Genomic DNA, 19,917 nt, shown 5'->3' on the forward strand with positions numbered 1-19,917 from the left:
TTGTTCGAAAGCTCAGGTGAAAAGATCCGGCTCGCCGGTAATCTTGCGGACAAGGTCACGATAATCCTGGGCACCGTTTGAGCCGGGCGCGAATTCGAACACGGTCTGTCCGTAGGCAGGGGCCTCTGAGAGACGGATATTGTACCTGATCGGGGTGCAGACCTTCTCGCCGTAAAGTTTCTCCAATTGCTCCAGAAAATCGGTGCCTTTCCTCACCCGCATGTCCCGAAAGGTGGGCAGTATGTATTTGAGCTGCACCTCCTTGCGGAATTTTTGGATGGAGGCGATGCTTTTCAGGAATTCGCCAAAGCCCTGGATGGACATGACCTCAAGAGAAACCGGGGTCAGAAGTTCGTTGACGTAGAAAAGGACATTGACCGTAAGTGGATCCCAGCCGGGAGAAGTGTCCACCACCACGTAGTCGTAATCCTTTTCAAGCGGCGTCAGCGCCTGGGCCAGGGTGAGCTCGCCGCCGTAATCCTTGCGGTCGATCAGGCGTTTTAGGCCGGCGAGGGCTTTGCCGCCGGCGAGGATCCAGAGGTTTTTTCTGGCCTGGACAATGGCTTCTTCGGGAGAAAGCTCGCCGGTCACCATCTCGGTGAGTCCTCCCTTTGCCTTGACGCCGAGCATGAAGCTCGATTGCCCCTGGGTATCGGTGTCGACCAGGAGAACGCGTTTGCCGGCAAGGGCCAGCCCGGCGGCGAGGTTGACCGAGGTCGTTGTTTTGCCGACCCCGCCTTTGCTCAAGGAAACCCCGATCCTCCGCGTTTCCTGACTGGCGTTTTTTCCCGGAGCCGGCGCCGGAGCAGAAGGAGACTGGGGGGCGGCGGCGGACGTTGCTGCCGGGGGGGCAGGGGTCTCTCTGGGGATATCCAGGGGGAATTGTTGCCCGCAACCCTGGCAGCGTGCCATCTTGACATTGGGGGGAATTCTTTTCTCGTCAATATTGTGCTGCTTTTTACAATGCGGGCAGGTGATAATCATTGGGCAATCTCCGGTTTCAATGGAAACAACGGCCTCTTATTCCTTGAAAATATCCTTGAGAATTTCCTGGATTAAAGGACTTCTCTCGCCTTTTTCCTCAAAGTCCCTCAAGATCATTTTCAGTGCCTGGTCAACAATCTTGGATTTTGAGACGCGTGATTTCAGGTGCCTTTGGATGAGGGTGTTTATCTTGCCTTGGGCGTCATCAAGGTCTTCGCAAATCTCTTCGGAAATATAGTGGGTCGTCTTTTTCTTGCTGGTTTTTTTTCGTTTTTTTGTCTGCCGGGAAACGGTGCCTGCTCCTTCGCGTTTCCTTGCTTCAGCTTTCTGACGTTCCCGGTGGATCAGATTCTCGAGCAGTGGTATGGCATCTTGCGCATCCTCGGCTGAGCCTTTCAGCAGGTCATCCATAATGTCGCGCTTGTCGGTTCCTGCCATTATGCCGGGGTCCATGTCAGTGTTTGGTAATTGATATTTGCCGCGGTGTATACAAAATTATTCCGCTCTGCCGAAAAGTTTGGCGTGATGTGTTGTCAGGAAATTTTGTAATTTCTGTTCGGTTGTTTTATCCAGGTCGACAAATTTAACCCCGCAGTGGCATTCGCCGGTTTTTTCTCCGGGCGAGGTATGGGTGATCTCGCCGTGAAAGTCGATGGTGTTGTCGCCGATGTGCAGCTGCATGGCGCAGACGGAGCCGGAGGCGAAGGTGTCAAGCGAGGGCACGGCGATGCCCACCCCGAAGCTGCCGATGTCGATGAGCCTGTATCGCCGACCGTTTATCTCCGCGTAAACCTGCTCCTCTTCCAGGATCGGCTCCCGAAAGCTTTTGCGGACGATTTTTTTCATGGCTTGCGCGTCCGTCCTGCCCGCCGGAGGGGCAGGACGGAATTCCTTAAGCTCCCAGGGCTCTATCTCAGGGGTATCGCTCTTTTTTTTGCTCATGCTGCTCCTCCTGCTCATGCGGTGTGGGAGTTTAGAGAAAGAAGCTTGGGGGAGGAATCGTCTTGCGATGCCCTTCTGCCGGCTGCTCCCTGGATAGTATCCGCTAACCATACAATTTGATTATTTATTGTCATTCAGGAAATTGTCAAGGTAAAACAGTCAGTTGTTCAGGTTCGGCGGCCAGCGGCATGCGGAAAGTGGGGAAATGACGAGCCCGGCGGGCGGGTTGCCCGCCGGGAACTGGGGGAGGAGCCTTTTGGTGGCGGTTTTCTGATCGTTTGCCCGGTCAGTCCCCTGAAGACCCACGGGAGCGCCAAGGGATGGGGCGATAAGGATCGCGTCAGGCGAGGCCGGGCAGTTTGATCTTCAATGTTTCCTTGTCCGGTGTCCGCTCAATTTTCACCAGCAGTTCGATCTGGTCGTTTTTGAGGCCAAGGGAAAGGGGGATTGCCCCTTTGTCCTCATCGAGATGAATGATGCCGCGCACGATGGCGATGATTCTGTTGAAGAGCTGGCGCGGCGGTGGACGCAGAGCTGTTTTTTCGGAATCATGCTTGATGGTGGCGGTGATTTTCTCGTTTTTTCTCTTCAGGGAAAGCTGGGTTGCCTGTCCGGTGATGCTGTGCAGCAGGGCCAGGGCCAGATAACGCAGGGCATCCTCTTCGAGGTTTTCGGAGGGGGCGTCGGCGATTTTCTGGATGGCGGAGGCGTATTCGGTTCCCAGGTAGCAGTCGCACATCTCGATAAGTTTTAGATGCAGATTGGGATCGTGAAGTTCCATGGCTGTTCCTTTCCGTTTTTTTCGTTGTTTTCCCGGCTGTTCATGTTTCTGCAGCTATGATCATACAGCTCTATCCGCCTGTCAAGGAGAATGGGAGGCTTGTTCCGGCAAAAATGAGGATGGTTAAAGATTTTTGACAGTATGGGGTGGGCCTGCTATATTTTTCGCGGACCTTTGTGAACAATAACCTGAGAAAGGATGGAAAGGAGACGTGGCCCATGAAGACCGATCAATCCAAGATGCTGTTTGAAAAAGCCCAGCAGTTGATCCCCGGCGGAGTGAACAGCCCGGTGCGGGCCTGCAAGTCTGTCGGCTGCGATCCTCTTTTTGTGAAAAGGGCGAGCGGGGCCAGGGTGTATGACGCGGACGGCAATGAATTTATCGATTTTGTCTGTTCATGGGGGCCCATGATCCTCGGCCACAATCATCCGGCCGTGGTTGCCGCCATTGAGAAAACGCTTCAGGACGGAACCAGCTTCGGAGCGCCCTGTGGCTTGGAGATCGAACTGGCCGAACTGGTCATCAATGCCTTGCCCTCGGTGGAAAAGGTTCGTTTCGTCAGCTCCGGCACCGAGGCGACCATGAGCGCCATTCGTCTGGCCCGCGGCTATACCGGCCGCAAGGTGGTGATCAAGTTTGACGGCTGTTACCATGGCCATGCGGACAGTTTTCTGGTCAAGGCAGGTTCCGGGGTGATCACTCTGGGTATTCCGGGAAGTCCCGGGGTGCCGGATGATATTGTCAGGAACACGGTTTCCATCCCCTACAATGATCCTGAAGTGCTTGAAAAAACACTGCGCGACAGGAAACTTGATATTGCCTGCGTCATAATCGAGCCGGTTGCCGGCAATATGGGGGTTGTCGCCCCTGCGCCGGGATTTCTCGCCAGGCTGCGCGAGCTGACCACCGAGCTGGGTATTGTGCTTATTTTTGACGAGGTTATCACCGGCTTGCGCCTTGCTCTTGGCGGGGCTCAGGAGTATTTCAACGTCATGCCGGATCTGACCTGCCTCGGCAAGATCATCGGCGGGGGGCTTCCGGTCGGCGCCTATGGCGGCAAGAAAGAGATCATGGATCTGATCGCCCCGGTTGGGCCGGTGTATCAGGCAGGAACCCTTTCCGGCAACCCCTTGGCCATGGCGGCTGGCGCCGCGACCATGCGGGAACTGGCCAAGCCGGGGTTTTATGCGGCCCTTGAGGAAAAAGCCGCGCGCTTTGCCAGGGAGCTGAGCGTCCTGGCGGAAAAGCATCTGCCCGGCCGGACCACCCTCAATCGGGCCGGCTCCATGATGACCGCTTTTTTCAGCCCGGGTCCGGTTGTGGATTTTGAAACGGCGATGAAGTCGGACGCCGGAAAATATGGCCAGCATTTTCGCCAGATGCTGGGGCAGGGTGTATGGCTTGCTCCATCGCAGTTTGAGGCGGCCTTTATCTCCGCTGCCCACAGTGAGGCTGATTTGGCGCTGGCCCTTGAGAAAACTGAATGGTCATTCAAAAAGTTGGCGAAATGAGAAAAAAGCCGTTGACTTTGGGGTGGTGCCATGATAGGAAACGTAACGATTTTATGTCGATGATGTCTGTGGTCCGACTCGAGGGGCGGAGCAGATAATGTCCAGCAACCGCAAGGAAATCATGAAATTGCTGGCCGAGTTCAGCACCATCGGCATGTCCGTTGCCTTCTCAATCTTTATCGGCGTGGGCATCGGCTACTATCTGGACCATAAGGTTTTTGCCGGCAGGACGTCGCCGTGGCTGACCCTGATATTTCTGGGTTTTGGCGTGGCGGCGGCCTTTAAAAATCTTTATGTCATGGCCAGAAAAAAGGATCTTTGATGGCGGCGGTTCAGGGCAGCGACCAGGGTGAGGTATCGCTCACCAGGATTTCTGTGTGCAACTGGCTGTTGCTCCTGCTGCTGACAGGGTTGGCTTGGCTGTTCTACACCGCTTTTGTCGCGCTGTCTGTTTTTGTCGGCGGGGCGATAGCCAACCTGAGTTTTCTGTTTTTGAAAAAAGACCTTGTCGCGTTGCTGCGCGGGCCTCTCGAGGCTGCCAAGGCCCGGTTTTTCATGCGATATTATCTGCGGTTGGCGGTGATCGTGGCCGTGCTCTTCCTGCTGGTGAAATTCCAGAAGGTGCAGATCGTCGGGCTGCTTGTGGGCCTTTCCACGGTACTGTTGAGCATAGGTCTTGCCGTGACAATCGCGGTTAAAAAAATGTATCTTAAGGATTTTTAAAGTATAAGGAGGCGTCGCAGGGACCATGGAACATCCAATACTCTTTATTTCGTTTATTTTGGAGCGGCTGGGGCTTCCCGTGCCTCACGGGCTTGTCGGCGACACTTTGCTCGCCAAACTCGTTTCTCCGCACATGACCTACACCTGGCTGGTGATGCTGTTCCTGATCCTGGTACCCAAGCTGACCCTCGGCAAGATGAGCCTGGTGCCGGGCAAGGGGCAGAACTTCTGGGAAGTGATTATCGGCGGCCTGGAAGGGTTCATGGCCGACAACATGGGGAAGGAGGGCGCCAAGATGATGTTCCCCATGCTGGCGACCTTTGCCCTGTATATCCTGGTGGCCAACATGATCGGCCTGATGCCGGGGTTCATGTCCCCCACCTCCAATCTTAATATCACCCTTGCCTGTACCCTGATCGTCTTTTTCACTACCCATATCCTGGGGGTGAAGTTTCATGGCGTCGGTTATATCAAGCATTTTCTCGGGCCCATTCCCTGGCTGATCCCCCTGATGTTCCCCATCGAGCTTATCAGCCATTTTGCCCGAATTCTTTCTCTCTCCATTCGTCTTTTCGGTAACATCATGGCAAAAGAGACCCTGCTGGGGATCCTCTTCATGCTGGCCGGCGCCTACTTCGCGCCGCTGCCAATCCTCTGTCTCGGTGTGTTTGTTTCCATCGTGCAGGCCCTGGTTTTCTTGCTCCTGTCGATTCTTTACTTCTCCGCCGCCATGGAGCATGCGCATTGATCCGCTGATCACGATTTTTTGCAAATAAATTAGGAAGAAGGCCATTTATAAAAATTTTTGGAGGAACTGAAGATGAAGAAAGTAGGTATGTTGTCTGTAATGATGGTTCTGGGTCTGGCCACCGCTGCCATGGCTTCTGAGGCTGGCGCCGAGGCTGCAACCACCGCTGCTTCCGGTGTGAACCTTGCTCTGGTTTGTCTGGCTGCCGCTCTTTCCGTTGGCGTTGCCGCCCTTGGTTGTGGTATCGGCATGGGCGCCGGTATCGGCGGCGCTTGCTCCGGCATTGCCCGTAACCCCGAAGCTTCCGGCAAAATCACCGTAACCATGATCATCGGTCTTGCGCTGATCGAGTCTCTGACCATTTATGGTCTCGTTATCTCTCTGATCCTGCTTTTCGCAAACCCGCTGCTTGGTTAATTCGAAAAGCTCGCAAGAGAAACATTGATTGTCAAGGCCGCAGGATTTTCCTGCGGCCTTTTCTTTTTTTATGATCCTTCAGGCCGCCAGGCAAAGGGGCGCCGTGTGTTTCGGGTTTCCTGGCCGTGCCGTGCGGGTTTTTTGCTCGTGGCGGCCTCTTCCTCGCGGATATGGTTTGCCTCATGTCTGATGTTGTTATCTCCCCGGCGCGTGGCAGAAACGATCCTCTCCTGCCCGGCCTCGGCCTGTTGCTGGTCAACCCCGCCGAGGCCGCAGCCGCCCGTGAATCACTCTGCCCGAATTGGCAGAGACATTTTCTCTTCAACAGCAATCTCTATGTTTCTCAGGCCAAGGAGATGTTCTGGGCCGGGCCCTGCGTCGGAGCGCCCATGGCGGTGCTTTGCCTTGAAAAGCTCATCGCTCTGGGGGCAAGGAGGATAATCTCCCTGGGCTGGTGCGGCGCGCTCAGTAGCCAGCTTCAGGTCGGCGATCTCGTTCTGCCTGCCCGGGCGGTGAGCGATGAGGGGACGTCCGGCCATTACCCAGTGGACGGCTCCGTTGCCCCCTCGCCCTTGGTGCTTGCGAGCCTCAGGGGAGCTTTGGCCCTGAGGAGAGAAAAGTTTTTGGAAGGCCCTGTCTGGACAACGGATGCCCCCTACCGAGAAACCAGGGAAAAGGTTGCCCGATTGCAAAGGGAGGGGGTGGTGGCGGTGGAGATGGAGTGCGCGGCGCTTCTGCAGGTCGCTGCCTTTCGCAGGATAGACCTGGCGGCGGTGTTACTGGTTTCCGATCTGCTCTGGAAAGAGCCTTGGCAACCGGCGTTTCAGGGGAAAAATCTCCGGAAGCGCTCTCGACAGTTGCTGGCGGCTCTCTTTGCTTCTCTTGAAAAATCAGCAGGCTCAGAAAAGGAATACGTGTGCGATGAAGAAGGTCTTTGTGGTCAGTCTTGGCTGTCCGAAAAATCTGGTTGACAGCGAGGTTATGCTGGGCCTTCTTGGAAAGGCCGGCTATGTTCCCTGCGATGACCCGGAAGAAGCCGATCTGCTTCTGGTCAATACCTGTGGCTTTATTCAATCCGCCGTTGAGGAGGGCATCCAGGAGATTCTTTCCCTGGCCGAGCTGAAGGAGCGGCATCCCGGCCAAAAGCTCGTGGTGGTCGGCTGCATGGTGCAGCGTTATGGCAGGGATCTTGTCGGGGAACTCCCCGAAGTGGATCTTTTTATCGGCACCGAGGGAACCCAGGACATTGTTCTCAAGCTGCAGGCCATGAGTCAGGGTGGCCAAAAGAAGATTCACCTGGCAAAGCCGGCATTTCTTTTGGACAGCAGTTGGCCCAGAAGGCTTTCTTCGCCGGCGCACCGGGCGTATATGAAGGTGACCGAGGGCTGTTCGAACCGCTGTGCCTATTGCCTGATCCCAAGCCTGCGCGGCCCCTTGCGCAGCCGAACCGTCGCTGATCTTGTTGAAGAGGTCAAGGTGCTCAACGATGGCGGGGTTCGCGAGGTGAATCTGGTCGCCCAGGATCTGACCGCCTATGGCTACGACCTCGGCGCCGGCGCGCCCAAGCTTGTCTCCCTCCTGCGCGAGCTGCTCGCCGCCAGCACCATTCCCTGGTTTCGCCTTCTCTATCTTTATCCGCGCCGGGTAAGCGATGAACTGCTCTCCTTCGTTGCCAGCAACCCCCGTATTGTGCCCTACCTGGACATTCCCCTGCAGCATGTGTCGGACCGTATTCTCAAGGCGATGAATCGCCCCTATGGAATCCGGTATATTGAGGAACTGTTGGGCCGCATCCGCGCTATCCTGCCCGAGGCTGCCATCAGAACCACCTTTATGGTTGGTTTTCCAGGGGAAACCGAAGAGGATGTGGAGTTGCTCGCCCGGTTTATGGAACGCCAGCAGCTGGATCATGTCGGCATCTTCAGTTATTCCAATGAAGAGGGATGCGCAGCCCACAAGATGGAGGGGCAGTGCGGTGAAAAGGTCAAGGAAGAACGGCGGGTCAGACTGATGGCCTTGCAGGAAAATATTTCTCGCGAAAAAAACCAGAAGATGGTGGGGAGGATAGAAAAGGTGCTGATCGAGGGGGTGAGCAGTGAGACAGAGCTTCTGCTGGAGGGCAGAACCCGATTCCAGGCCCCGGAGATTGATGGTTGCGTCTACATCAACGCCGGAGAGAGTTACCCCGGAGAGATCGTAGAGGTCCGGATCACCGAAGCGCACCCCTACGATCTGGTGGGCGAGATCGTCACTCCGGAGTAGCCAGAGCGGCAGCCCCTATTTTGAGGGGCTGTTTACCTGTTCTTTCAGCTCTTTTCCAACCTTGAAAAAGGGGAGCTTCTTGGGCTTTACCTTGATTTTTTCCCCGGTTTTGGGGTTGCGGCCGAAGTAGGAACCGTACTCCTTCACGACAAAGCTGCCAAAGCCGCGAATTTCAATGCTTTCGCCGTTGGCCAGGGCGTCCGCCATGGCGTCCAGGATGGTGGTCGCGGCAGAACTCGCGTCCCGCAAGGGAACATTCAACTCCTCTGCAAGGGCTTCAATCAACTCAGATTTGTTCATAGGGCTTCTCCACATTCCCTGCGTGTTAAAAAAAGGATATTAAATACAAGGGGATAAAATATCTTAAACAGCTAACTATTCAATTGTAAAGAAGATTTTTTCTCGGAAAAAATAAGGGCAAGATCCTCTGCCGTCAACCGGCGGTATTGGCCGCTGGCAAGATCGCCAAGCCGGAGCTGTCCGTAAGCAATCCGTTTTAAGGCGAGCACTCGGTGGCCGATGGCCGCAAACATTTTTCGCACCTGGCGTTTGCGTCCTTCGTGGATGGTGATTTCAATGGTGGTGCCGGTGCTGTCTTTGCCGGTGACCCGCAAACGGGCCGGCCAGGTCTTTTTCCCCTCAAGTTCGATACCCTTTTCCAACTGGAGCAGATCCGCGCGCGCCGGGCGGCCCTGCACTCTTGCCTGATAGGTGCGTTTTATCTCGAAGCGCGGGTGCAGGATGCGCTCGGCAAAATCTCCGTCGTTGGTGAGGATGAGGGCGCCTTCCGTGTCGAAGTCCAGGCGGCCCACCGGAAAGACGCGGATCTTGAGGCCGGTGAGCAACGAGGAGACGATGGGACGCCCCTGCGGGTCGCGCATGGTGGTGACGTAACCCTTTGGCTTATTGAGGAGCAGATAGATTTTTTCTTCAATCAGGGAGACGGGGCGACCTTCGCAGGTCACGAGGTGTTGCTCCGGATCAAGGCGCAAGCCCATTTCCGTAACAACCTTGCCGTCCACCGTGACCTTGCCCTGGCGGATCAGCTCTTCGGCGTTGCGTCGGGAGGCAATGCCTGCTTTGGCCAGAATTTTTTGCAGACGTTCTTCCATGGCTCAGCGTGGGGCGGGATTGGGGAAAATGCAGGAGGAAGGCCGGTGAGTTGTTGCCGCAAGGTCGCCGGCGAGTCGGCAATGGGTGGCGGGCTGGGCGGGCACGGGGGTCAGGCTGTGTAATCGCCACGGCGGAATTTGGCTGCCTCGACATAGCTTACGGTGGCAACCCGGTCGAGGAGGGCGGCCAGCGGATCATCGTTGGGAAGCTGGTTTTTCAGGTCGACCAGAGCGGCGGTGTCGTTTTCAAGTTCCGAGGCAAAGGGCTCAAGATCGCTTTCCGTGAATGCGGGGTTTGCCAGGGCGGCGCTGAATTGTTCCAGGGTGGAGATGGTGTTCTCGGTGGTGAGCAGGCTGTCGAGGCGCAGACTGGGGGAAACCGCCGTTACGGAAGAGAGCGGGGAGACGGATTCGCCCGCTTCGGTTTTGCCACCGGCGCGCAGTTGACTGGCCAATATTTCCTGAAAAGAAGCCGCTGTGCCCTTTTCCTGATTTTTGGCGATTTTGTTCGCCTCAATCTGTTTGCCGGCAATGATGTCATTGATTTTCATGGAAAGCCTCTCCGTGGCGATTTGCTCTTCGTCTACAATAGCTATTCGGTAGGATGGTCGTCAACCTTTAAGAGAAAGAAGGGGCCATCACTTGTTCAGCGGTAGCGGGCTGGAAGAATATCCTGGATTTTCCCGTCGACCAGCTGTTTCGTTTTCGGGTCCACCTCGAGGATGTGCGGGTACCAGGGCTTCATCCGGCAATCAAAGACGATGGGCGGGGTCAGCCCCACGTGGAAGCGTTGCGCGCCGGTGGAGGCGGCATGGATATCGGCGGCCGGCTCGAAGCGGGTGAAAAAGGTCCAGAGAAATTCCTGCAGGTTGCAGGTGGCGGCCCGGGTGTCGTCGACAAGCAGAACCACGGGCCAGTCGGCCAGGGCGGGGCATTGCGCCAGGCGGCCGGGAAGGTCCTTTTCCTCGGCATAGGATTTCCCCTGGACAACAAGGGTGCCGGGCAGAAAGACCAGGGGATTGGCGCAGCCCTGGGGAAGCTCCCCCTGAAAGCTTTCCGGCAGCACGCGGCGAACTTCCTTGCCAAGGCCCATCAGCATGGCCTTTGAGCCGTTGTTGACCGAGGGGCCGGTGTAGTCGAGGGTGTCCTGGGAGACATTGGCGAAGACGAACAGGTCGCTCTGCCAGTTGATGCGTTCAAGGACATGGACCCAGAGGCGCTTGAAGTCGCACACGTCAAGATCGCCGTCGGTGACGATCAGGAACTTGGTGAGGGAGAGCTGCCCCTCGCCCAGGATGCGCAAGCCTGCGGCAAAGGCCTCCCGGGGATAGCGGTTCATCACCCTGGCGGCGGCAAGGCAATGGAAGCCGGTTTCGCCGAAGGTCTTGAGCTGGCGGACCCCGGCCATCACCAGCGGGAAGAGGGGGGAGAGCAGGTCCTGCAGGAAGTCGCCGATGTAAAAATCCTCCTGCCGGGGCCGGCCGACCACGGTGGCGGGGTAAATGGCATCGCGGCGGTGGTAGAGCCGTTGCACATGGAAGACCGGGTAGTCGTGGGTGAGTGAGTTGTAGCCGTAATGGTCGCCGAAAGGCCCTTCGGGCCGGCGCATATGCGGGGGGACAAAGCCTTTGGCGGCAAACTCGGCAAAGGCCACCAGCCGGTGGCCGCCCTCCGGATCGCGGGTCATGGGCAGTTTTTCGCCAAGGAGCAGAGAGGCCAGCATCAGCTCGGGAATGTTCTCCGGCAGAGGCGCGATGGCGGCCATCATCAGGGCCGGGGGCCCGCCGATGTAAAGGGTCATGGGCAGGGATTCGTTGCGCTGTTCCGCGGCGTGGTAATGGTAACCTCCCCCCTTGTGGATCTGCCAGTGGATGCCGGTGGTGGCGTCATCGTAGCGCTGGATGCGGTACATGCCCAGATTGTGGCCGCGGCCGTCGGGGTGTTCGGTATAGACCAGGGGCAGGGTGACAAAGGGGCCGCCGTCGGTATGCCAGGAGGTGAGGAGCGGCAGTTCGCCGAGGCGGGGCGGGGTCTGGCAGGCCTCGAGAATGGGAGCGTTTTTTGCCTTGATTTCCTTCAGGCCGACCCTTGCCGCCTGTCCCATGAGGGAGCGCAGATCCCAGAGCTTGCCGAGGGTTGGCGGCATCAGGGTCTCGGCGGTGCGGACCAGATCGGCGACAAACCGCTGCGGCCGGGTGCCGAATGCCAGTTCCAGCCTGCGGGCCGTCCCGAAAAGGTTGGTGACCACCGGAAAGGCGCTTCCCTTGACATTGGTGAATAAAAGCGCCGGCCCTCCCTGGGCGATGACCCGGCGATGGATTTCGGCGATCTCCAGATGGGGGGCGACCGGAACCGTGACTTCGAGGAGGTCGTTTTCCCGGCGCAGGATTTCAAGAAAGGTTCGGAGATCCGTGATAATTTTCTGACTCACCTTTGCTCTCTCCTTGATGATGTGCTATTTAGTTAGTATAAAATTGCCGGTTAGTCTTTGAGGAAAAGGCGATGGTATTCTTCTTCGTTCAGATGCTTATGCATCAGACGGGAAAGAAAATCAAGAAGTGCCGGGATCTCGGCATCCTCCAGGCGGGGAATAATGGTCGCCAGGAAGCCGGGGTCGGCGAATTTTTGGAGAAAAGCGGCCAGGGAGCGTTCATCTGTTTCCCTGTTCAGGCCGAAGCATATTTCCTCTGTTTCCATGGGGAGTTCTCGGGGGTCTTGGTTAACTGACAATGGCGGCCATAAAAAGCAAGGGTGGAAAGGTTTCAGGGCTCTGGGTCACCTTGGAAAACGGGGCTCAAGCCACCGAGTCGCGGAAGTTGATCAGGATGGCGCTGGACCGGTTGCGCGGCAAGCGGGAGCTCGTCACCCTCGCGCACAAGGGGTATCAGTCTCCCAGGACCGTCATCATCGGTTACGACGAGGAGGAGATGGAGATCGACAGGCCTCTTGACTGGCCGGGATCCCACCCCGTTATCCATCTCCTGTTCAAGGATGAAAGCCAGGTCTGGAATCAGATCCGGGTGCGGGTTCTGCGCGCCGAGGGCAACAGCATCTTCACCGAATTCCCCTCACGGCTCATCCGCCTCCAGCGCCGTTCCAACTATCGGGTCGGGGTGCCGAACGGCAGCACCGCGACCTTCATGTACAATAATGAAAGGTTTCAGGGCTTTCAGGTTGTCGATATCAGCGCCAACGGGGTCCTGGTGTGCGTCGACGGGGATCAGCCCCTGGAAATCGGCGGCAAGGTGTTCGATCTGGCCCTCTTTTTTCCCGGGGCCGGCACCGGGCTGACCGCCGGAACCTACATCAATATCCGCAAGGCAAAGGTAATGCGAACCGCCAGAGACGACAACAAAAAATACTGCTACGGCATCTTTTTCGAGCTGAGCCAGAACGAGGAGGAGCTGCTGCTGCAGTATGTGCGGCAGCGGGAAAGAGAGTTGCTGCGCAAGGGCTTGAGCGACTGAAGATCCCCCTGCGTTTTAGGAGATCCGCCAATAGACCTTTCTGGAGCGCGGGCCGTCGAATTCGCAGAAGAAGATTTTTTGCCAGGTGCCAAGCCGGAGCCTGCCGTTTTCGATGAAGATCATGACGGAGCTGCCGACCAGGGAGGCCATGACATGGGCCGGCGAGTTTCCTTCCCGGTGCTGGTAGGGGTGATTCATGGGCACAATGCTTTGCAGGGCGGCGATAATATCGGTTTGCACCGTGGGGTCTGCCCCTTCGTTGATGGTGAGCCCCGCGGTGGTGTGCGGGTTGTAGAGAAAACAGACGCCGTTCTGCACCGCGCTTTCTGCAACAGCCTGCTGCGCCTTGGCGGTGATGTCGAGGAAATGCATGGTTTTGCTGGTGGAGACGGCAAAGGCTCCGGCGGGCATGGGAGGGTCCTCCTCAAGGTTTTTTTATGAAAGGGGCAAGGCTCCGGATGGGCTTATTGCTTAAGTTTCTTAAGAAAATTGTTAGTTTATGGGTATAATAGATTGCGGAAAGTGTCAAATTGATTATAGAACATTTTGGGGCCGGCCCGTGTCATTACTTTGGAATGCAGCGCGTTTGCTTTTTTCCCAATTCGGCGGGTAATGGCGGAATACACTGAAAGCAGGGGATGGCTATGGTGGAAAAGATTTTGCGGAATCTGCGCTGGCTGGGGCACGATGCTTTTTTCCTGGCCGCCGGTGGAAAAAATATCTATCTCGATCCCTTTCAGCTCCCGGACGGTCTGCCCAAGGCAGATATTATCTGCATCAGCCACGAGCATTATGACCATTGCTCGCCCGCCGATGTGCAAAAAATTCAACAACCCTCCACGGTGATCGTCACCGAACCCCGGGCCGCCGCCAAGCTCTCCGGCCGGATCGAAGCCCTGAGGCCGGGGGAAACCCGCACGGTGGCAGGAGTCACCATTGAGGCTGTCCCGGCCTATAACACCAATAAGAAATTTCATCCCGAGGGTAATCGCTGGCTCGGGTTTATCATTACCGTTGACGGCGTCCGGCTCTACCATGCCGGCGATACCGATTTGATTCCGGAGATGGCGGAGGTTCGGGCCGACATCGCCCTGCTGCCTGTTTCCGGCACCTATGTCATGACCGCGGAAGAAGCGGTGCGGGCGGCCGTGACCATTCAACCCCAGATCGCGGTTCCCATGCATTATGCCGCCGTTGTCGGCTCGGTCGATGATGCCGAGCGTTTTGCCGCAGGACTCGCCGGGCGGATACGGGTGGAGATCCTTGCCAGAAGCTAAGCAACAATATTTCCCGGTCTGTCTGCAGGTGACCGGAAGATCCTGTGTCGTCATCGGCGGCGGTCGGGTCGGCGAACGCAAGGCGCAGGGGCTCCTCGCCCACGGCGCGCAAGTGACGGTGATCAGCCCCGAGTTGACCCCAGGGCTTTCTTCCCTGCGGCAGTCAGGCGCAGTGGCATGGGTGCCCCGTTCCTATCGGGAGGGGGATCTGGCCGGAGCCTTTCTGGTGATCGCGGCCACCGATGATCCGGAAGTGCAGGAGCGGGTGCATGCCGAGGCGGAAAAAGGCAACATCCTGCTTAATGTTGCCGATGTGCCGAAATGGTGCAATTTCATCCTGCCTGCGACAGCGCGCCAGGGAGATCTGGCGATTTCCGTGTCCACCGCCGGGAAAAGTCCCGCCCTGGCCAGGAAGCTGCGACAATCCCTGGAGGCTCAGTTCGGGCCGGAATACGCGGTGCTGGTCAACATTCTCGGCGCCCTGCGGGATATTGTCCTGGTGGACGGGCGGACGCACGCGGAAAACAAGGTGCTCTTCGGGAGATTGGCGGAGCTTGAGATGGCGGCCTGGATCAGGCAGGGGCTCTGGCAGAGAATCGCCCAGCATGTCCTGGAAACGCTTGGCCCCGGGGTGCCGCTTGATTGTCTGGAGGTTGCCAGGGAAGAGTACAAAAAACTTTCAGGAGCAGCGAAATGACCCTGTTTTTTCAGCTCACCTTCTTTGTGTACCTGTTAGCCACCGCAGCCTATCTGGTGTTTTTTTTCAGCCAAAACAACCAGATGCGGACCGTCGCCCGGGCGATCCTGCTGGGAGCGGGTCTTTTGCATACCGGCTATTTCGTGGCCCGCTACGTTGCCGCCGGCCACACCCCCCTTACCAACAGCCATGAGGCGGTTTCCTTTTTCGCCTGGTCCGTGACCTGGGCGTTCCTCTCGTTTCGCTGGCGCTATCAGGTGCGAAATTTCGGGGTTTTTGTCTCTCCCCTCATCTCCATTCTCATGCTCATCGCCTCCCTTTCCTCGCAAAAGATCATTCCTCTGCCTCCGGCCCTGAAAAGCAACTGGCTGCCCGTGCATGCCAGCATCGCCATTCTGGCAAACGGCTTCATGGCCCTGGCCTTCTGCGGCGGACTCATGTATCTGCTGCAGGAGAGGGAAATCAAAAAGAAGAAGTTCGGACTCTTTTACAGTCGGTTGCCCTCCCTGGAGGCACTTGATAACCTGAACCAGCATTGCCTGGCCGTCGGTTTTCCCCTGCTCACCCTGGGGATCATCACCGGGTCGGTCTGGGCGAAGCAGGCGTGGGGCGCTTACTGGCAGTGGGATCCCAAGGAAACCTGGTCGCTGATCACCTGGTTCATCTATGCGGCCATTCTCCATCAGCGTCTCACCGTGGGCTGGCGCCGGCGGCGGGCGGCGATCATGGCCATCGTCGGGTTTTCCGCGGTGCTCTTTACCTTGTGGGGGGTAACGTATCTGCTGGGAGGGGTTCATTCCTATGCTGGCTGAAACCATTGTCGTCATTGGGGTGAATCATAAGACCGCGCCGGTGGCTGTGCGGGAAAAACTCGCTTTCTCCGGGGACTGCGCCGGGCCGCTCATGTCGCTCATGAATATCCCCGGCTGCCGGGAGTGCTGTTTCCTCTCCACCTGCAACCGGGTCGAGGTCATCCTGGTGGCGGACCGCGCCGCCGAAGCCGCCCCGGCCGTACGGGGTTTTCTTTTTTCCAACGCCGGGCTTTCCGATGTCGAGGCCCAGAAGTACAGTTATTTCCATCAGGGCAAGGAAGCGGTGGACCACCTCTACAAGGTGGCGGCCAGCCTTGATTCCATGGTGGTCGGGGAGCCGCAGATCCTGGGGCAGCTGAAGCAGGCCTATCGGGAGGCGACGGAAAACAAGACCACCGGCGTCATCTTGAACCGGTTGCTGCATAAATCGTTTTCCGTGGCCAAGCGGATCCGCACGGAAACCAATATCGGCGGCAGCGCGGTCTCCATCAGTTTCGCCGCGGTTCAGCTTGCCAAAAAGATTTTTGGCGGCCTGCAGGATAAAAGTGTGCTCCTGGTCGGCGCCGGTGAAATGGCGGAACTGGCCGCCGAGCATCTGGTCAGTCAGGGGATCGGCCGGGTGGTGGTGGCCAACCGCACCCTGGAGAGGGCGGCGAAGCTTGCCCGGCAGTTCAACGGCACTGCCGTGGGGTTGGCCGAATTGACCACCCAGCTGGCCGAAGTGGACATCCTCATCAGCTCCACGGGGGCAACCGACCTCATCCTGCGCAAGGAGGATGTCAAGCCTCTCATGCGGCAGCGGAAGAACCGGCCGCTTTTTCTCATCGATATCGCCGTGCCCCGGGATCTGGATCCCGAGTTGAACGATCTGGACAACGTGTATCTGTACGATATCGACGACCTGAAAAATGTGGTCGAGGTGAATAAGGCGGAGCGTGAAAAGGAGGCGACCCGGGCGGAGGGGATCGTGGCCGAGGAGGTGATCAAGTTCGGCCAATGGCTGGAAGGCATGGAGGTCTCCCCCACCATCACGGCGTTACGGCAAAAGGCAAATGCCATCCGCGAGGCAGAGGTGGCAAAAACCCTGGCCAATCTGAAGTCCCTTACGGATGCCGAGCGCAAATCCATCGAGATGCTCGGCAATGCCATTGTCAACAAGCTGCTTCACGAACCCATGATCTTTTTGAAAGGCAATTCCCCCCACGACGACAAGCAGGTCAAGTTGGATTTTGTCAGAAAACTTTTCGGTCTTGACAAGGACTCCTCCCTGTAGACGCGCTTTGGCGCCGCGCAGTTCCGCCTTTTTTTCTCTTCCGCAAGGCGCTGCCGCTCGTGGCGCGTTAAAATGTTTGACATGTTGCCGGCCGCTGGGTACAATAGCCTGCTTTGTTGCTGGGCGTTTGTCTGGTCCATGTCTTTGTTTTTTCGGTGGATTCGTGGGCTGAAAGTGGTTGTTGACGCACAGCTGCTGAATGACAGCAAAACAGTTGAGAGCAAGGCCTGAATCAGGCAGGCCGTAACAGAATGCAAAAGGAAACGAATCATGAGCAAGAGAACCTTTCAACCCAGTAATCTGAAAAGGCACCGGACCCACGGTTTCAGAGTCAGAATGCAGACCAAGGCCGGTCGCGCCGTTATCAATCGTCGTCGGGCCAAAGGTCGCAAGCGGTTGACGGCGTAAGGCGGAAGAGCGCCCGAGTTGTGCCGGTGAATCGGGAGTTGGGCCCGCATGCGAGGATGACGCTTCCCAAGGAGATGCTGCTGAGGAAATCCTGGCAGTATAAAAAGGTTTACGACCAGGGACGGCGGGTGCGGGGGCAGGAGTTCAGTCTGATTTTTTTGCCCAACAACGCGGAAGCGTGCAGGTTGGGAATCAGTATTCACGGAGTAAGGCCGGCGGTCCGCCGCAACAGGATCAAAAGGGTAATCCGGGAATTTTTTCGTTTCAATCGCACCTTCATGACCCCGTCGGCGGATGTGGTTTTTGCTGCGCGTTCCGGATTTTCCCTGGACTCTCCCCAGGAGGTGAACGCTGCCGTGCGGGCGCTTCTCGCGGCAATGGGGAGGAAGAGCAGTCAATGCCCGCCGGACGGCGGCGCAGGGACCTTGCCCGAAAAGTCGGGATCGGTTGGCCGTGTGTCGGGGAAGGGATAGTCGTGAAACGATTTTTCATTGCGCTGGTGCGCTGCTACCAACTGTTCATCTCCCCTCTTTTCCCGCCGGCCTGCCGTTTCTCTCCCACCTGTTCCCAGTATGCCATTGAGGCAATCTCTCTCCATGGCGCAAGACGCGGGCTCTATCTTGCCATCCGCCGCATCCTGCGCTGCCATCCCTTCCACCCCGGCGGCTTTGATCCGGTGGACAGGCCTTCGTAAGGCCGCAGGGCTCCTCTTCATCCGCGCATAGGCAACCAACGACCCTGACAAGGAAATAATTCATGGAAACACAGAGAATATTTTTGGCCATCGCCCTTTCCCTGGCCATTCTGCTTGGGTATCAGTATTTTTTCGTTCCCCCTCCCCCACCCGTCAGCGAAACGCCCGTCGCCAGCCAGACCGCCCAGCCGACTCCGGCGAACGGCCCGGCCCAGACGCCTGTTTCCGCGGCCGATCTCCTGACATCGCAGTCCGGCGGCGAGGAGCCGGGCCGGGCGGGGCGGGATATTGCAGTGGAAACGAATCTGTACAGCGCCGTGGTCACGGAAACAGGCGGCGGGATCAAGAGTTTTCGGCTGAAAGCCTATCGCGAGGGCCTGGCCAAGGATTCCGGGGCAAAGGAGCTGGTGCGGACAAAGCCCGAAGAGGGGCTGCCCCTCAATTTCTCCTGGGGTGTTGAACCGGGCGGCGCGCCTCAGGTGGTATATGAGGCGGAGAGGGAACATCTGCAGGTTGCGCAAGACGGCGCCGCCGTGCTGACCATGCGCGGGAAACTTTCCTCCGGCGTCGAGATCGTGCGCAGCATGCGCTTTGATGATCAGCAGTACCTGATGGAGCTTTCCTTCGAGGTCATGAACGGCACCGGCAGTCCTCTGCAGGGAGCGCCCTATCTGGCTCTTTACAACCGTGCTTTTGGCAAGGAAAACAACTTTGTTTTCAGCGGCCCGGCACTGCTGCAGGATGGCGTCCTGGAAGAGATAAAGCCCGCCGACCTGAAGAAGGAAGGGGGCAAGAGCTTTACCGGTCGGCTCAGCTGGGCAGCCTATGAGGACAACTACTTCCTCTGCGGCATTGTCCCGCAGAGTGGGGAACAGCATACCGCCCATTTTGCCGTCTCCCCGGAGGATACGGTGAGCACGGTTCTGGCTGGCGCCGCCGATACCATCCAGCCCGGAGGAAAGCAACAGTACAAATATCTCTTTTACTTCGGCCCGAAAAAGCTTTCCACCCTGCAAAGCGTGGGACACGACCTGGATCGGAGCGTCGATTTCGGCTGGTTTGATGTCATGGCCAAGCCTACCCTTTATCTGCTCAATTTCTTTTACAAGTACGTCGGCAACTATGGTTTCGCCATTATCCTGGTGACGGTCCTCATCAAACTTCTTTTCTGGCCCATAGCCCAGAAGGGGATGAAGTCGATGAAAACCATGCAGAAGCTGCAGCCTAAAATGGCAAAAATACGGGAAAAGTATCAGGACGACAAGCAGCGGCAGCAGCAGGAGATGATCAAGCTCTACCAGACCTACAAGGTGAATCCGGTGGGGGGCTGTCTGCCCATGCTGATCCAGATCCCGGTCTTTTTTGCCCTTTACAAGGTGCTGCTCCTGACCATCGAGCTGCGGCACGCTCCCTTTCTGCTCTGGATAACGGATCTTTCCGCCCCGGACCGCCTTTTCATCGGTTTTGATATTCCGTTTCTGGGCGGGATTCCGGTGCTGACCCTGCTCATGGGGGCCAGCATGTTCCTGCAGCAGAAAATGACGCCCGCAACCGGCGATCCGACCCAGCAGAAGGTGATGATGTTCATGCCGGTCATCTTCACCTTCATGTTCCTGAATTTTGCATCCGGGCTGGTGCTTTACTGGTTTGTGAACAACCTGTTGGCCATTGCGCAGCAGTACCTGATCAACCGGCAAACCGATTGAGGCCGTGCTCCGGATCTTCCGGAAGGAACGGTTGAACTATTCTCAGGGCGGCGGGTTCTCCTTCGGGCATTTGGCTTTATGCCGAAATACCCGGGGTTGGCAA

At 57.3% G+C, this 19,917-nt stretch carries 26 protein-coding genes; 16 read left to right on the forward strand and 10 right to left on the reverse strand.

From position 1 onward, the window contains the following. Nucleotides 1-12: 12 nt before the first annotated feature. The 4 genes from ACUUL3_RS16230 to ACUUL3_RS16245 all read right to left on the reverse strand — a co-directional run bounded on the left by ACUUL3_RS16230 (nucleotide 13) and on the right by ACUUL3_RS16245 (nucleotide 2,707). Nucleotides 13-984, reverse strand: a complete 972-nt coding sequence (locus ACUUL3_RS16230) for an AAA family ATPase (RefSeq protein WP_448553130.1) — start codon at nucleotides 982-984, stop codon at nucleotides 13-15. Between the two features lie 36 nt (nucleotides 985-1,020). Beyond that, nucleotides 1,021-1,422, reverse strand: coding sequence for a hypothetical protein (locus tag ACUUL3_RS16235; protein WP_448553132.1), 402 nt, complete (start codon nucleotides 1,420-1,422; stop codon nucleotides 1,021-1,023). Nucleotides 1,423-1,479: 57 nt separating this feature from the next. Then, the gene (locus tag ACUUL3_RS16240) at nucleotides 1,480-1,926 is read right to left on the reverse strand and encodes a PilZ domain-containing protein (protein WP_448553134.1); all 447 of its coding nucleotides are present in this window, start codon (nucleotides 1,924-1,926) and stop codon (nucleotides 1,480-1,482) included. A gap of 340 nt (nucleotides 1,927-2,266) precedes the next feature. After that, nucleotides 2,267-2,707: a hypothetical protein gene (locus tag ACUUL3_RS16245; RefSeq protein ID WP_448553136.1), complete on the reverse strand. Its 441-nt coding sequence runs from the start codon at nucleotides 2,705-2,707 to the stop codon at nucleotides 2,267-2,269. A 218-nt stretch (nucleotides 2,708-2,925) separates the two neighbouring features. Between ACUUL3_RS16245 and hemL the strand changes: the two genes are divergently transcribed. The 7 genes from hemL to rimO all read left to right on the forward strand — a co-directional run bounded on the left by hemL (nucleotide 2,926) and on the right by rimO (nucleotide 8,368). After that, nucleotides 2,926-4,218 carry a glutamate-1-semialdehyde 2,1-aminomutase gene (gene hemL, locus ACUUL3_RS16250; RefSeq protein WP_448553138.1) on the forward strand — a complete coding sequence of 431 codons (1,293 nt, stop codon included), beginning with the start codon at nucleotides 2,926-2,928 and terminating at the stop codon, nucleotides 4,216-4,218. Nucleotides 4,219-4,315: 97 nt separating this feature from the next. After that, complete coding sequence (locus ACUUL3_RS16255; protein ID WP_448553140.1) at nucleotides 4,316-4,540, forward strand: AtpZ/AtpI family protein; 225 nt, start codon at nucleotides 4,316-4,318, stop codon at nucleotides 4,538-4,540. Next, the gene (locus ACUUL3_RS16260) at nucleotides 4,540-4,941 is read left to right on the forward strand and encodes an ATP synthase subunit I (RefSeq protein WP_448553141.1); all 402 of its coding nucleotides are present in this window, start codon (nucleotides 4,540-4,542) and stop codon (nucleotides 4,939-4,941) included. Before ACUUL3_RS16255 ends, ACUUL3_RS16260 begins: the two co-directional genes overlap by 1 nt. Nucleotides 4,942-4,966: 25 nt before the next feature. Then, nucleotides 4,967-5,689: a F0F1 ATP synthase subunit A gene (atpB, locus tag ACUUL3_RS16265; protein WP_448553143.1), complete on the forward strand. Its 723-nt coding sequence runs from the start codon at nucleotides 4,967-4,969 to the stop codon at nucleotides 5,687-5,689. 129 nt (nucleotides 5,690-5,818) lie between these two features. Continuing rightward, complete coding sequence (gene atpE / locus ACUUL3_RS16270) at nucleotides 5,819-6,106, forward strand: ATP synthase F0 subunit C (RefSeq protein ID WP_448556511.1); 288 nt, start codon at nucleotides 5,819-5,821, stop codon at nucleotides 6,104-6,106. A gap of 182 nt (nucleotides 6,107-6,288) precedes the next feature. Then, nucleotides 6,289-7,077 (forward strand): nucleoside phosphorylase, encoded by a 789-nt coding sequence (locus ACUUL3_RS16275; RefSeq protein ID WP_448553145.1) that lies wholly within the window; start codon nucleotides 6,289-6,291, stop codon nucleotides 7,075-7,077. Next, nucleotides 7,028-8,368, forward strand: a complete 1,341-nt coding sequence (rimO, locus tag ACUUL3_RS16280; RefSeq protein ID WP_448553147.1) for a 30S ribosomal protein S12 methylthiotransferase RimO — start codon at nucleotides 7,028-7,030, stop codon at nucleotides 8,366-8,368. Before ACUUL3_RS16275 ends, rimO begins: the two co-directional genes overlap by 50 nt. A gap of 15 nt (nucleotides 8,369-8,383) precedes the next feature. Here the strand turns inward: rimO and ACUUL3_RS16285 are convergent, their stop codons facing one another. The 5 genes from ACUUL3_RS16285 to ACUUL3_RS16305 form a co-directional block, all read right to left on the reverse strand. Continuing rightward, nucleotides 8,384-8,668 (reverse strand): HU family DNA-binding protein, encoded by a 285-nt coding sequence (locus tag ACUUL3_RS16285; RefSeq protein WP_448553149.1) that lies wholly within the window; start codon nucleotides 8,666-8,668, stop codon nucleotides 8,384-8,386. A gap of 71 nt (nucleotides 8,669-8,739) precedes the next feature. Further along, nucleotides 8,740-9,480 (reverse strand): pseudouridine synthase, encoded by a 741-nt coding sequence (locus ACUUL3_RS16290; RefSeq protein WP_448553151.1) that lies wholly within the window; start codon nucleotides 9,478-9,480, stop codon nucleotides 8,740-8,742. Nucleotides 9,481-9,590: 110 nt separating this feature from the next. Next, nucleotides 9,591-10,031 carry a hypothetical protein gene (locus ACUUL3_RS16295; protein WP_448553153.1) on the reverse strand — a complete coding sequence of 147 codons (441 nt, stop codon included), beginning with the start codon at nucleotides 10,029-10,031 and terminating at the stop codon, nucleotides 9,591-9,593. Nucleotides 10,032-10,126: 95 nt separating this feature from the next. Then, nucleotides 10,127-11,911 carry a UbiD family decarboxylase gene (locus ACUUL3_RS16300; RefSeq protein WP_448553154.1) on the reverse strand — a complete coding sequence of 595 codons (1,785 nt, stop codon included), beginning with the start codon at nucleotides 11,909-11,911 and terminating at the stop codon, nucleotides 10,127-10,129. Nucleotides 11,912-11,961: 50 nt separating this feature from the next. Then, nucleotides 11,962-12,177, reverse strand: coding sequence for a hypothetical protein (locus ACUUL3_RS16305; RefSeq protein ID WP_448553156.1), 216 nt, complete (start codon nucleotides 12,175-12,177; stop codon nucleotides 11,962-11,964). 32 nt (nucleotides 12,178-12,209) lie between these two features. Here ACUUL3_RS16305 and ACUUL3_RS16310 point away from each other — a divergent pair, with 32 nt between their 5' ends. Then, entirely contained in the window at nucleotides 12,210-12,947 is a 738-nt protein-coding gene (locus ACUUL3_RS16310; RefSeq protein WP_448553158.1) for a flagellar brake protein, read from the forward strand. Nucleotides 12,948-12,962: 15 nt separating this feature from the next. On the opposite strand, the gene ACUUL3_RS16315 is transcribed toward ACUUL3_RS16310, so the two are convergent. Further along, nucleotides 12,963-13,358 (reverse strand): secondary thiamine-phosphate synthase enzyme YjbQ, encoded by a 396-nt coding sequence (locus tag ACUUL3_RS16315; RefSeq protein WP_448553160.1) that lies wholly within the window; start codon nucleotides 13,356-13,358, stop codon nucleotides 12,963-12,965. Between the two features lie 233 nt (nucleotides 13,359-13,591). Here ACUUL3_RS16315 and ACUUL3_RS16320 point away from each other — a divergent pair, with 233 nt between their 5' ends. The 8 genes from ACUUL3_RS16320 (at nucleotide 13,592) to yidC (ending at nucleotide 19,814) form a co-directional block, all read left to right on the forward strand. Then, nucleotides 13,592-14,224 carry an MBL fold metallo-hydrolase gene (locus tag ACUUL3_RS16320; RefSeq protein ID WP_448553162.1) on the forward strand — a complete coding sequence of 211 codons (633 nt, stop codon included), beginning with the start codon at nucleotides 13,592-13,594 and terminating at the stop codon, nucleotides 14,222-14,224. Continuing rightward, a complete protein-coding gene (locus tag ACUUL3_RS16325; protein ID WP_448553164.1) occupies nucleotides 14,211-14,921 on the forward strand; it encodes a precorrin-2 dehydrogenase/sirohydrochlorin ferrochelatase family protein in 711 nt (236 codons plus the stop codon). Before ACUUL3_RS16320 ends, ACUUL3_RS16325 begins: the two co-directional genes overlap by 14 nt. Next, nucleotides 14,918-15,733: a c-type cytochrome biogenesis protein CcsB gene (ccsB, locus tag ACUUL3_RS16330; RefSeq protein ID WP_448553166.1), complete on the forward strand. Its 816-nt coding sequence runs from the start codon at nucleotides 14,918-14,920 to the stop codon at nucleotides 15,731-15,733. The genes ACUUL3_RS16325 and ccsB overlap by 4 nt, the downstream gene beginning before the upstream one ends. Continuing rightward, nucleotides 15,723-17,006, forward strand: coding sequence for a glutamyl-tRNA reductase (gene hemA, locus ACUUL3_RS16335; protein ID WP_448553168.1), 1,284 nt, complete (start codon nucleotides 15,723-15,725; stop codon nucleotides 17,004-17,006). Before ccsB ends, hemA begins: the two co-directional genes overlap by 11 nt. A gap of 270 nt (nucleotides 17,007-17,276) precedes the next feature. Next, nucleotides 17,277-17,414, forward strand: a complete 138-nt coding sequence (gene rpmH / locus ACUUL3_RS16340; RefSeq protein ID WP_448553170.1) for a 50S ribosomal protein L34 — start codon at nucleotides 17,277-17,279, stop codon at nucleotides 17,412-17,414. 74 nt (nucleotides 17,415-17,488) lie between these two features. After that, nucleotides 17,489-17,887, forward strand: coding sequence for a ribonuclease P protein component (rnpA, locus tag ACUUL3_RS16345; protein WP_448553172.1), 399 nt, complete (start codon nucleotides 17,489-17,491; stop codon nucleotides 17,885-17,887). Nucleotides 17,888-17,889: 2 nt separating this feature from the next. Continuing rightward, complete coding sequence (gene yidD, locus ACUUL3_RS16350; protein WP_448553174.1) at nucleotides 17,890-18,108, forward strand: membrane protein insertion efficiency factor YidD; 219 nt, start codon at nucleotides 17,890-17,892, stop codon at nucleotides 18,106-18,108. A 62-nt stretch (nucleotides 18,109-18,170) separates the two neighbouring features. After that, on the forward strand, nucleotides 18,171-19,814 hold the full coding sequence (gene yidC / locus ACUUL3_RS16355; RefSeq protein ID WP_448553175.1) for a membrane protein insertase YidC: 1,644 nt from the start codon (nucleotides 18,171-18,173) through the stop codon (nucleotides 19,812-19,814). The last annotated feature ends 103 nt before the right edge of the window (nucleotides 19,815-19,917 follow it).

The organism is Thiovibrio sp. JS02 (assembly GCF_053485635.1).